The sequence below is a fragment of the Hornefia porci genome, from assembly GCF_001940235.1.
Taxonomy (GTDB): Bacteria; Bacillota; Clostridia; order Peptostreptococcales; family Anaerovoracaceae; genus Aminicella; species Aminicella porci.
Window position 1 is genome coordinate 1,141,332 of the sequence record NZ_MJIE01000001.1, and the last position, 12,208, is coordinate 1,153,539.

Below are 12,208 nucleotides of genomic sequence, written 5' to 3' on the forward strand. Positions count from 1 at the left end.
CGTACTGTCATCAGTATAACACAGATCGCAGAGTTCTGCATGGATAAGTCTTTCGGGCGGCCGTCCGAGTGTCTGGGCATGTCTTCCGGACGGTTACATATCTGTCGGGCAGGAAAGTTTTCTCCTTATCAGCACTGCCGCACCCGCACCGGCTCCCGCCAGCACAGCGATCCAGAGAACCAGACCGGAGGCGTCTCCGGTGTCGGGATTGGACGAACCCGACTTCTGCGAAGTCTTTTTCGCTGTCTTGCCGCCATTATCCGAGCCGCTCTCATTCTTGCCCGGATCATCCTTTCCCTCTGCCTTGCCCGGATCGGTCCCCGCACTGTTCACAACGCTGACCTCCGCGTCTTTGCTCAGCGTGCCCGAAGCCGCTTCTTTACTGCCGTTGTATCTGGGCGTATAGCCCTCGCTTTCCTTTTCCTCCACGGTGTACAGGCTTCCTGTGGGCAGATCCTTCAGCCGAATCGCCTGTCCGTGGGAAAGAGTGATCTCCGCGCTGCCGTCCCGGAACTCCAGAGTACCGTTCTTCGGCGCAGTCACGCCCTCATCCTGTCCGGAAACAGTTTCACCTTCATAATTGAAGGTTTCCGTCACCGGATTTCCGTCCGAGTTCTTCAGTGTGATCACAAAGGTAAATTCGCGATCCTTCTGGTCTCCCGGCTCTGACAAAACCTTACTGACTGTGAGGTCATGGTATTTCCTGGTATTGGTGAACTCCACATCTGATTTCTGTCCGGCCGTGATGGTTCCTTCTGCGTTTTTCGCGCTGCTCGTATACTTTTCATTCTCCGCCTCAGTAACCTTATACTTTGTTCCTGCAGGAAGATGCAGCGCTGTCTTGCTCTCTCCGCTCTTAAGCGTGAAGCTGGCGGTGGAGTTTCCTGAATTGTCGTCGATCTTGAATGTCAGATCTCCGTATTTGCCGGAAATCTTCTGATTCAGAAGCTCCACAGTAAACCGGAACTCTCCGCTCGGGTTGTCCTCGCCCTCCACCTTCTTACTGACGGAAAGGCTTCCCTCCTCCCCGGTTTTCACTGTGAACGCGGTGGTGACAGACGCCCTCCGGATATCCGCACCCACCATATGCTGGAATCGTTTCCCGTCTGAAGCGACCACATCCCGGGCGGGTGAGTACTGATACAGTTCGTCGATCCACACGAGGCTGTCTGATTTCAGCGAAATTTCCTTTGTTCCTGTAATCTCCTTATCCGACACAAGCGCGAAACTCGTACCGGCCGTTACCGTATTTCCGGAGCTGCTGTTCTCAACGGTGACGCCGTCCGGCAAGTCGAGGGTGTACGTTCCCCGGTAGGTCGCCGGTTCATTAACCGTCAGAGTTCCGGTATGCCATTTCCCGTCCTGCGGATTGTAGGAAAATACCGCATCCCCCGTCACACTGACCTTGTCGGAGGAGGGCTTTTCCTGCAGCAGGCGCGCCGAGGATGCTTCTTTCACAAGAGTTTCTGCCAGTTCACCACTCGTTATATCGCTGAGGTCGTTATCAGCTATTTTATATTTGTACAAAAGATTCCATACGGCATCTTTTGTAGCAGTATAGGCCTGCTTTTCCGTGACAAAGTACCCCTTCGAGTATATATTGTCATACCACTGCAGCGGAGATGCGGTGCCTACGGACATGGATATGCAATTCATCGCCTTATAGAAAGGAAGCGCCGTAATCTGACCGTGCGTCAGACCAGAGGCTGTCGTACCTCCTTTGGCAAGTGCCAGAACCTCTCCCATAAATTTCTGAATCCGATCCATGTTCTCTTCGTAGTTCGCATAGGTGAACTGCGTGTTGCCGATGCTGTCCGGGAAATCCGAACGGATCACATCCGGCGCCCTCAGAAGCTCATTGAATTCGGCCTCCGTAATCTGGTGCCCTTTACTGACGATCTCATACAGATGCAGTCCGTTATAGGGATAGCCGGCATACAGAATGGCTTCCAGCTGCTGTATGCATTCCCGATATTCATCCGCAGAATCAAAATCCTTCTCGGTCAGATAGCCCTCCACATACTCCGGGACATCCGGAAGAGTGGATGTCGAATGAGGCCAATGCAGTGTATTGTTCATACAGTAGAGGATGATGCGCTCACTGGAATCATTCGGATTAGGCAGCCAATGAATCGTCGTATCCTCATCATAATTGATTTTCTGACCGGTCGCAGTATCAGCCGCAAAAGACGGCGCTGCAAGCGCGAGAACGATCAAGGCCACACAAAACAGCAGCCACAGTGATTTTCCGGCTTTCGTCATTGTTGATATTCTCCCTTTTCTTACACACTTTACACACTGACTGACACATGCTTCGCCGCGGGATTCGCCTGCATTCTGTCTTACATCCAAGTGCATTCCGTCATCCGAAGCACGAATTTCCGGCTGTGTCTGCCGCCGCTCCGCGAGGTCTACCGAGACTCGCGAAAGCCACGAAGCGCACCGAAATTCAGCGGGCAGGCACTAACCATAAATTAATTGCACACTTTAGAACAAATCTAATTGAGTCATTTTACCATAAATTTCCCATCATTACAATAGTTTTTTCTCCAGATAAGCCGGGGTTTTGTCCAGATTAAGCCGGTGTTTTTGTTCTGATTGACGCGGTATTTTTATCTCGACTGGGGGGGGTGTTTGTCTCGATTGACTCGATGCGATAACTTTCGTTCCTTTTTTGTCTTAATGCGATCGGAGCACTTTGTCAACGCTCAGTACGTTCAGTGCATATTGACGAAGAGTTAGACGGTGGTCAGAGTTGCCACATTTTTGGATTTTGACGAGAAATGTGGCAGATTTCATGACATCATGTGGAATATTTTTACATTTTTGTTGAGAAAAGTGCAGTTCACCCTATTTAACTCTACGTTTATCGTCTTTTACGTCGTGTAATTGTCATGTAAATTATATCTATAATTCATATTTATGCGTATTTGATTGATTTTTCAATTATTTCCGAACATAATTTTGCCACATTTTTGGATTTTATCGTGTTTTGTGGCAGATTTTCAAATCAATGGGTTTTTTAGGGGATTTGTAATCGTCAATTTACGATATGATGCTTGCTCATTAACCGCAATCCGCATCCTCCGGCCATCCTGCCGCCGGCCCGTCGCATCGCATCGAAGTCTCGTTGCCGGGCCGTCCCATCGCGGTTCCGTCACCGGCCCGCCGGCTCGTGCTTATGTCTCCGGTTCGTCTCTGTAACGGGCAACCAGCATCTTCACGTAATCAGTCTTCGGAGAGTGAAGAACTTCATCAGGCGTACCGTATTGCTGGATCTCGCCGCGATCCATAACCAGAATCCGGGTGCCAAGCCGGAGCGCCTCGTCGATGTCGTGTGTGACAAAGAAAACTGTGATTCCTGTCTTCTCATAGATCTGTTTCAGTTCCTTCTGAAGCTGTCCTCGCGTAATCGCATCCACCGCACCGAAGGGTTCGTCCATCAGAAGGATTTCCGGAGACGCCGCCAGCGCTCTGGCAATGCCGACCCGCTGCTGCTGACCGCCGGACAGCTCCGCCGGGTAGCGTTCCTTCAGACCGGCGTCCAGCCCGACAAGGCCCATCCATTTATCCACCGCCCGCCTGGTCTTTTCCCGATCTCTGCGATTCCAGAGATTCGGCACATACGCGATATTCTGTTCCACCGTCATATGAGGAAAAAGTACGCTTCCCTGTATAGAGTAACCGATACTTCTCCGGAGCGCGATCAGATCCAGATCACGGATGTTTTTTCCGTTCACAAAGACATCTCCGCCGCTTGGCTCATACAATCCGTTAATCATTTTCAGAACCGTTGTCTTGCCGCATCCGGAGGATCCGATGATGGTTACAAATTCGCCTTTTTCAATGCTCAGGCTGAAATCCGGAATCACCACCGTATCTCCGTAAACCTTGCGGAGATGCCTGAATTCTACTGCTGTACTCATATCGCACCTCTTTCATCTATCGCCGCGATCGCGTGTCACGCTGCTTTGTCATTCCGCCGTCGGCTTCGTCGTCTTTACCGGAGCAGGCCCTTCTTTTTCAGAAAAGCTTTTGCCACCGCCGCGGGCTCTTTTTTCTGAGTCTCTACCTGATAGTTCATTTCCTGCATATCTTCATTTGTGATAATGCCGTTAAATTTACGCAGCACCGCGCGGAGCTCCGGATGCTTCTCCAGCGTCTCCATCCGCACCACGTTGCCGCACCGGTAGGAAGGATACATATGCAGATCGTCCCTGAGCACGGTCACGTCCGCCTTCGCCAGCTGTCCGTCTGTGGTGTTAATCGGCATGATATCCACTTTGCCGTTGCTGATGGCCTGGTACTTGAGTCCCATATCCATGTCCCGGGTTTTCCTGAACTTCAGGCCGTAGGTTTTACAAAGCATATCGTACCCGTCTTTTCGCTGGAAAAAGTCGTACTCTGCGCCGAGAACCAGCTGAGACGCGACCCGCTTCAGATCGGAGCAGGATTTCAGCCCGTATTTTTCCGCAATCTCTCTGCGGACCGCGATTCCGAAAGTATCGTTGAAGCCGTACATGCCGACCCATGTCAGATTCAGATTTTTCTCGTAGTCGCTCCGCAGCGTGTCAAACTGCTTTTCCGAATACAGCCCGTCCCTCTTCAGCACCATATTCCAGCCGGTCCCGGTATATTCCGGATAAAGATCGAACTCGCCCTTCTCCATGGCGGGCTCGATGTTCGACGTTCCGCCGCCGACTCCCTGCGTCAGCTCCACCTTCAGATCCGTGTCCTGCTGAATCATTGCCTTCAGCATTTCCCCAAGAATATACTGCTCCGTCATAGGCTTTGTCGCAACATGGATGACCCTGTCTTTGTGCCCCGGCGCCACAACTGCGCAGATTACGCATACGGTCAGGATTCCCGCTGCGACCGCCATGAAACGGTTCTGCCGCCTTGCTCTTCTGCCCCGGAGACCCGCCCGTTTTTCCACAAAGCCGAGTACAAAGTCTACGACCAGCGCCAGCACCGCGATCAGAAGGCTCCCGCTTATCGTCATCGCCGCGTTGTTGGTGGTGATACCGCGGTAGATCGCAACGCCCAGGCCGCCCGCACCGATGAATGACGCGATACCGGCAAGCGCGATAGTCATGGTCACCATATTCCGGATACCCGCCATGATCACCGGCATCGCCAGCGGCAGCTGAATCCGGATTATCCTCTGCAGCTCCGTGCTTCCCATTCCTTTTGCGGCCTCCAGAATCGCGGGATCTACATTGGTCATGCCTGTGTATGTGTTCCGCACCATCGGAAGCAGCGCATAAATCGTAAGAGCGATTACGGCGGTGACATTTCCGATGCCGGAAAAGGGGATTAGAAACCCCAGCATAGAAATCGACGGAATCGTATACAGGAAATTGACGATGGACAGCGTCGGCTTTGCGGTACGGCGGTATTCGCTGATGAGAATTCCGGCCAGTCCGCCGAACACAATAGCGATCAGAATCGCCGCCGCGGAAATTTCAATGTGTTCCAGAAACAGTGAGCCGAAAAAATCCCATTTTTCGGTCAGCAGGCTCCATTTATCCTTGAGCATTTCCCTCACCGCCTCAGAATCGCCTGCACCGGGCATTCCTCAAAGCACCGCCCGCAGTGAAGACAGTGCTCCTGCATGATCCGGAACGGCGTGCCTTCTTCAATACACTGCTGAGGACATCCGCGGAGACATTTGCCACAGCCGATACAGGCGTCGGAGATCACAAAGCCTTTTTCCGAAACCTCACCGCCTCCTACCGGAAAGCTCTCCCGGCTGATGGGAGTAACGCCCAGATCGAAAAATTCCACCTCTCCGCAGTCAATCGCAAAAGGCTCCAGGACATAACGGCTCTCACCGGGATAGACATCGTTCATCGACGGATTTTCCTCAAAGATACGGTCGATCCACTCTTTCTGATTTTCCAGTCTGCGCGCCCGCCCGTTCAGTCTCACCATCTGAAATTCAGGAGTAAGTGCAGTTACCGCCACGTTCCCGTCCCGCTCCAGCTGCTGATAAAAATCCTTTCCGCGACTGGTGCAGAAATACAGGCATTCTCCTTCCACCAGCATCACATCAATGATCCGCACCTGTGGTTTTCCGGCTTCGTCAACGGTGGCAAACGCCACATCCTTTATTTTCCGTAAGACTTCAAGGCAATTCCGTGCATTCATTCCGCTCATGTCACTATGCTCCCTTCTGCTCGACGATTCGGTTTATACCTGTAATATACATCATTTCGCAAATGTTGTCAACAATTTTATTACAAGTTTTGTTGCCAATCTCCAGCGCACCCGATTGCAACACCCAAGACCGGGCGCAAACAAAAGGCGGATCCGCTCTGCAACAGCGAACCCGCCCGGCTGCCGCGGCGAGAATTTCGCTCCGCGCTTCGTATTGCCGCTTATTACAATTAAAGAGAGCTGTTGCATTGAGTGGAAATTTTCCATCTGCCTCTCAGCACAGCCCTCTTTTACAGAATCATTCACCGACAGTTTTCCGCACTCGGCAACCCCCTATGATGAACGTTAATTGATGCGTGCTCAGCTATCGAATATGCTTGAAATATCAATAATACAAAGAGCATATTCGATAGCCTGCCGCAAGGTTTTCAAGCGTTTCATCCGAAAACCTTGCGGCAGTGGGATTCGGAAACGGCCGAATCCCTGAGCACAAGCATCAATCAGTGTCTGCCGGCGCACCCTTCCATTGGATAGTGCGCCGCAGCGCTGCTGGCAAACTGCCGTCAGCGCCCATTAAGTCCGACGGGGACTTAATGAGCAGACACTAATTAAACATCGCATTAGGAATCGCCAGAGACAAACTCGGTACGAAGATATATATGATTTCAATTATGATCATCACGATCAGGTACGGAAACGCTCCCTTGAAAATACCCATTACATCGACGTCATCCGGCGCTACAGATTTCGCAGAATAGACGCAAAGACCTACCGGCGGCGTCAGTCCTCCCATGTGAAGCGCAATGATTGCAACGATATCAAAATGGATCGGGTCAATGCCCAATGCGACTGCTGCCGGATAGAAAATAGGAATCGTCAATGCGATGCTGGAATACGCATCCATAAAGCATCCCAGAATGAACAACACCACAACCGTGCCGAACAGGAACAGAACACTGCTCAGGTTAGATGTCGTAACCAAAGTAGTCACCGCTTCCGCAAGCCCTGAAACTGTCATAAATTTCGCGAACATGCTGGAGCACGCCAGGATCAGAAACAGCATCGCCGCATTTTCAACCGTATCGATCACAGCTGTTTTCAGTTTCTCCAGCGGAACCCTGACAAGGAATCCGTAGACGAAGAATACCAGACAACCGATTGCGCCCGCTTCTGCAGAACTGAATACACCCGTAAAGATCCCGCCGATAATAATAATCGCTACCACGACAATAGGAATCAGATCCTTCAGAGACCGTACTTTCTCTCTCATGCTGTATTTCGCGGTCACTTTTGGAAACAGATGCGGTCTGACGATAGCAGTAATGACCGTAAATGCAGAAAATCCGATAGTCAGAGCAATTCCCGGAGAAATTCCTGCCATGAGCAGTCTCCCGATAGAATCACCTGACAACGCTCCATAGATAACAATCAGAATACTCGGCGGAATTAATTGTCCGATATTTCCTGATGCGGAAATCATTCCGTAAGTCAGATATTTATCATATCCGTATTTTGTCATCTCCGGTCCGGCAATTTTCCCGAATACAGATGCTGTAACCAGAGGTGAACCATTCATTGTTCCAAAAGCCGCACAACCTAAAGTCGTAGCCACGCCAAGTCCTCCCGGAACTTTGCCGAGCCATTTTGCCAGACAGTCATAGCTTTGTGTGCTGATTCCTACTGCGGTCGCAAGCATGCCCATCATGATAAACAAAGGAATTACCGCATAATCAAACGTCGCAATATTGTTATAGCCTACAAGGCCAACCATCGCAATTGCCTGTCTTGGACCGAGGCACGCTGCAAGGCCAAAGAACCCGACTGCCCCCAGTGCGACGCCGATGTGAACTCCCATGACGACAAGTATAATCAGTGCAGCAACACCAATAATCGCAAAAGTGATTCCGGCTGTCATCGTTTTTCACCTTCTTTCTCGAATGCACTAAGTTCATCTTCATCCGGAATTTCCGAAACTATACCGATCGGTTCGACATTCTCCGGATCCCGGATACCCTGAATCGAGTACACCATCATAAAAGCAGACTGAATAGCCAGCAGCGTCCATCCGACGAAAGTCCCGAATTTTCCAATAAACACATAGACCGTAACCGCTGCCACGGCTTTTTCACGTATCTCCCAGGATACCCAGAAAATTTTCCAGGAGGCAACGACAAAAATACAAAACATAAACGTCGCAATCGCATAGATAATAAAGCTCATAATATGCTTTTTCCTTCCATGCAGTTTATCGTATACAGCTCCCAGCTGCATATGTCGATTTTGCGACATGGTATAGGCCAGTCCGGCATACGCAACCCATGCCATAAGCATTGTAACAATCTCTGTGGCACCCTGAATCGGTGACTTGAAAACAAATCGCATGAACACATCACATGTGATCAGTACAAAATTAAACAGCATCACCAACGCACATACTATTGAAAAGAATTTCATCAGCGGCATTGGTTTCTCATAAAGACGAGTTTTCTTCTCCAACATTTCTACCTCCTGAAATTATTTGTCAATAATATACTTGCTCGTATCGAAGGACCACTTATATCCCAGTTTTTCTCCACCTTTCAGGTAATCGGACATAATCTGCTTTCCGTTATATCCGGCGGCATTCGCATCTTTAATCCAGGACTCCAAAGTGTCATTGTAATCTAACGCTTTCTTTGCGAATTTCCTTTTGTCCGACGTCGTAATATCCGTGAATTTCACGCCGTTTGTCTTCATTTCTTTTTCCCAGCCGACCATTTCTTTGTCCTGCCAGTCCTGAAACTCATTCATCGCTTCTGTGGCACAATCACGCATCAGCTTCTGGGTATTTTTGTCAAAAGAGTCCCAGCGGTCTTTGTTGAAGCAGATCGTATCGCAGTTTCTCGCCCCGAGGGAAATACGGTAATCATACTTCATGACCTCGTACAGTTTGAAATCGCAAAATATACTGTCATAAACAAAGGAGCCCTTGGCCACACCTGTTTTGACCGTCTGGTAAAGCTCCGATGCGGCCGCCGTCACCGGAACAGTTCCGATACTCTGGAACCATGGAATGTAGTAAACGCCGCCCATGGTAATCTTTGTTCCCTTCAGCTGATCAATCGATGTAATCGGTTTTTTTGAATACAGCTTGTACGGTTCATTTCCTTTCCACGCTACATTTACGACGTTGTTCTTCTCGTATTCTCTGTAAAACTCCGGATGCTTTTTTGCAACCTCATACATGAGCTGCGCAGCCAATGTAGGGTCATCCGGTGCAAAGGGAACGCAATAGGTTATCTGTGACAGCGGAAGCTGACTCGGAGTGTACAAAGTACATACTGTACCGACATCCGCGATACCGTTACGAATAATGTCCAGATTTGTCGGCGCTTTACCCAGCGAAGCATTCCAGTACTTTTTGAACGTAATCTGTCCGCCGGATTTCTTTGTGACAAGGTTCATAAAAATTTCCAGATCATGTGCCTTTGCGGTGTCCGCCCGATCTAACCCTGCACAAACAATCGTCATTTTCGGATAATTGCTGCCAGAAACATTCCCGGCGTTTTCCCCAGAGCCGCTGCCGCATGCTGTCAGCATGGTTACGGTCAATGCAACACAGCATACAACAGATAGCAACTTCTTCATCAAAATTCTCACCTCGCATTTCTTCCTGAAACTTTGGATAACTCGTATATTGTTTTCATACTATTCTAATAAGTGCCGGCGCGCAATTTATCTTTTTCCGTCCCGACAAGGAAACGTTATTTTCATTCGATAGCCAGTAAAATACACTTTATCATCTGTTTTCAACTGTCTTTTTTGTAAAAAAGAATTTCCTTTTGATATATGCTTCTATGTGCTTCAGCAGAAATGTGCGGTCGCGCGCGTGATGTATTTTGTTATTTTTTCCTTGACAATTAGGAAAAAAATTAAAAACGCTGGAGTTCTTCAAGTCTATTGCTCACGAAAATAAATATTTATATAATAAAACCAGTTAACTTCACCTTATCATATTTCCTTTTGCGAGGTATTTATTATGAGCGATAGAGAACTGTCAATACGACAAAAAAAGATTTTGAATTTCCTTATAAACAGTAACGTCCCGCTGACCGGTGCACAACTGGCAAAGTATATGAATATATCCGACCGTACTGTCCGCAGCGATATTCGTAGAATTAACGAGAGAATCAGCGAAATAAACGCGAAAATAACGACTCCCGAATACCACGGATATGTTTTAAATCTTGATTCGTCCACATCGCCCGATGCCTCATGAAATTCACTGCGCTTCCGGGTACGTTCGAATTTCCGGAATACCGTCAGTTATACCTTACTGTAAAAATGTGCTCATCCGATCAGCCCCTCACCTTTATCGATATCGAAGAAGAAATGCACATCAGCCATTCAAGCCTCGAACTCGCATTGGATAAAATCTCTGACTTATACTCCAAACGGGAGCCCTATATAAAAATCATACACACTCGAGGCTCCTTCGCTTTCGAAGAAGACGAACTCAAACGCAGAAAAGTTCTGAATCTGCATATGCTCAGTCTGTGGAATTATCACGGAATCGGAAGCGCACTCTATTCCGATGAGATCTTTGATTCAGAAACAAGCGAACTCGCCATTAACGCAGTACGCGCTGCGCTGAAAAAATACGGTTTGCGGATGCAGGACGCCGGCGTAATTTCACTGATTCTTTCTGTTGTGATTGCATACCATCGCGTAATGCACGGGCATTTTCTGCCTCAGGCCTCCGCTGTCGTTAAGGCAGATATTGCGGTATACCGTGCAGTACGTGAAATTTTGGGGGCTCTGGAAAGCCATTATTCTTTTCTGTTTAACGCAGAAGAATATGATGCACTCTATCAGCAGATCCGCAGCAATTTGTTTTATCTGGATCCCCATTACCGTTCCACCGGAACAACCACATACGACACAGCCAGTATAAATGCCGCAAGTAATTATCTGCGTCAGATTCGAGAATATTTCAAGCTTGATTTTTCTACAGACCGCGAATTTTACATGATTCTGATTCAGTATTTCTCTGACATAAAGTCAGGAGCTGCCTCTAACACACAGCTCACGCCTGAAGAATTGCGCCGGGAATACATTATTTCCGTTCCATTTGCACGGCTCTTTCAAAATATCGCAAAGAAATATCTGCATCGTTTTCTTGTTGAAACAGAAATCATTCAGCTCGCAAGTCTGATCTCCGGGGTATTCCTTCGTCACATCAGAGATTCAATGGATAAAAGATTAAGAACCGTGATAGCCTGCCATATGGATTATCCTACCTCCTGGCTTCTTAAACAAAAGATAGAATCTGCTTTCGGGTCTCGTTTATACGTTACAGATGTAATTACAATCAACGAAAAATTATCTTATGATTTCAGCAATGTCGATCTGCTGCTTATTACAGCCATGCTGGATCCGGTAAAAATTCCCGATATGGATACCCTGCAGATTACTTTCCGGCTCAACGCTCAGGACAGACGCGAAATTTCACACTATCTGAGTCATCATATATTGTACAAGAAAGCCAATCAGGACAACGAAGCAATTCGTAAATTGATTTCTCAGGCAGACTGGCTTCAGGAAACCCAGTTCAGCTCAACAGATGATATGCTTCATCTGCTGGCCTGCCGTCTTTCCGGTACAAAAGAGGAGCAGCAGATCCTTTTCAATGAATTTACGATGCAGGAACGGTATACGACATATTCCGTTCTGAAGGGAATCGTCTTTGTTTACTCACTTATTCCTTCACAAGAGACACGCCTCTCTGTCATTCGTCTGGACAACGCCTGCCTCTGGGGAAAGAATAAAGTAAGTTTGATAATAGGCGGATGTTTTTCACGGAATGAAATGGAGTTCATTCCTAAAATGTGCCAGCTTTTTTATCAGCAGATGCGAAGCTGCACGGAATATAGTGAAACAAAAAATAAAGCAGAATTTATCAGGCTTATTGAAACATACCAGAACAGCGATACAGCAGTCTGAAGCTGATAATCGCTGAAGGCCATCGTGATCATCCGCAACGAGAACAAAGCGGCGGCACGGTTCCGTC

Annotated in this window: 9 protein-coding genes; 2 read left to right on the forward strand and 7 right to left on the reverse strand. The window is 48.4% G+C overall.

The genetic code is table 11. The features are described 5' to 3' along the window. Nucleotides 1-93: 93 nt before the first annotated feature. The 7 genes from BHK98_RS05415 to BHK98_RS05445 all read right to left on the reverse strand — a co-directional run bounded on the left by BHK98_RS05415 (nt 94) and on the right by BHK98_RS05445 (nt 9,786). Nucleotides 94-2,262, reverse strand: coding sequence for a DUF7601 domain-containing protein (locus BHK98_RS05415; RefSeq protein WP_075712541.1), 2,169 nt, complete (start codon nt 2,260-2,262; stop codon nt 94-96). A gap of 917 nt (nt 2,263-3,179) precedes the next feature. Continuing rightward, nucleotides 3,180-3,926, reverse strand: a complete 747-nt coding sequence (locus BHK98_RS05420; RefSeq protein WP_075712542.1) for an ATP-binding cassette domain-containing protein — start codon at nt 3,924-3,926, stop codon at nt 3,180-3,182. 74 nt (nt 3,927-4,000) lie between these two features. Beyond that, complete coding sequence (locus tag BHK98_RS05425; protein ID WP_075715000.1) at nt 4,001-5,539, reverse strand: ABC transporter permease/substrate-binding protein; 1,539 nt, start codon at nt 5,537-5,539, stop codon at nt 4,001-4,003. Between the two features lie 5 nt (nt 5,540-5,544). Continuing rightward, nucleotides 5,545-6,159 carry a 4Fe-4S binding protein gene (locus BHK98_RS05430; protein WP_342718753.1) on the reverse strand — a complete coding sequence of 205 codons (615 nt, stop codon included), beginning with the start codon at nt 6,157-6,159 and terminating at the stop codon, nt 5,545-5,547. Nucleotides 6,160-6,763: 604 nt separating this feature from the next. Continuing rightward, the gene (locus tag BHK98_RS05435; protein WP_075712543.1) at nt 6,764-8,074 is read right to left on the reverse strand and encodes a TRAP transporter large permease; all 1,311 of its coding nucleotides are present in this window, start codon (nt 8,072-8,074) and stop codon (nt 6,764-6,766) included. Beyond that, a complete protein-coding gene (locus tag BHK98_RS05440) occupies nt 8,071-8,658 on the reverse strand; it encodes a TRAP transporter small permease subunit (protein ID WP_075712544.1) in 588 nt (195 codons plus the stop codon). The genes BHK98_RS05435 and BHK98_RS05440 overlap by 4 nt, the downstream gene beginning before the upstream one ends. A 15-nt stretch (nt 8,659-8,673) precedes the next feature. Then, on the reverse strand, nt 8,674-9,786 hold the full coding sequence (locus BHK98_RS05445; RefSeq protein WP_075712545.1) for a C4-dicarboxylate TRAP transporter substrate-binding protein: 1,113 nt from the start codon (nt 9,784-9,786) through the stop codon (nt 8,674-8,676). Between the two features lie 391 nt (nt 9,787-10,177). Here BHK98_RS05445 and BHK98_RS14060 point away from each other — a divergent pair, with 391 nt between their 5' ends. Both BHK98_RS14060 and BHK98_RS05455 read left to right on the forward strand, forming a co-directional pair. Next, nucleotides 10,178-10,417 (forward strand): HTH domain-containing protein, encoded by a 240-nt coding sequence (locus tag BHK98_RS14060; RefSeq protein ID WP_075712546.1) that lies wholly within the window; start codon nt 10,178-10,180, stop codon nt 10,415-10,417. Then, nucleotides 10,414-12,141 carry a BglG family transcription antiterminator gene (locus tag BHK98_RS05455; protein ID WP_075712547.1) on the forward strand — a complete coding sequence of 576 codons (1,728 nt, stop codon included), beginning with the start codon at nt 10,414-10,416 and terminating at the stop codon, nt 12,139-12,141. The genes BHK98_RS14060 and BHK98_RS05455 overlap by 4 nt, the downstream gene beginning before the upstream one ends. Nucleotides 12,142-12,208: the final 67 nt, after the last annotated feature.

Coding starts and splice junctions, on each gene's coding strand:
- BHK98_RS05425 (WP_075715000.1), bottom strand. CDS start 5,539: ATGCTCAAGGATAAATGGAGCCTGCTGACCGAAAAATGGGATTTTTTC.
- BHK98_RS05415 (WP_075712541.1), bottom strand. CDS start 2,262: ATGACGAAAGCCGGAAAATCACTGTGGCTGCTGTTTTGTGTGGCCTTG.
- BHK98_RS05435 (WP_075712543.1), bottom strand. CDS start 8,074: ATGACAGCCGGAATCACTTTTGCGATTATTGGTGTTGCTGCACTGATT.
- BHK98_RS05430 (WP_342718753.1), bottom strand. CDS start 6,159: ATGAGCGGAATGAATGCACGGAATTGCCTTGAAGTCTTACGGAAAATA.
- BHK98_RS05455 (WP_075712547.1), top strand. CDS start 10,414: ATGAAATTCACTGCGCTTCCGGGTACGTTCGAATTTCCGGAATACCGT.
- BHK98_RS14060 (WP_075712546.1), top strand. CDS start 10,178: ATGAGCGATAGAGAACTGTCAATACGACAAAAAAAGATTTTGAATTTC.
- BHK98_RS05440 (WP_075712544.1), bottom strand. CDS start 8,658: ATGTTGGAGAAGAAAACTCGTCTTTATGAGAAACCAATGCCGCTGATG.
- BHK98_RS05445 (WP_075712545.1), bottom strand. CDS start 9,786: ATGAAGAAGTTGCTATCTGTTGTATGCTGTGTTGCATTGACCGTAACC.
- BHK98_RS05420 (WP_075712542.1), bottom strand. CDS start 3,926: ATGAGTACAGCAGTAGAATTCAGGCATCTCCGCAAGGTTTACGGAGAT.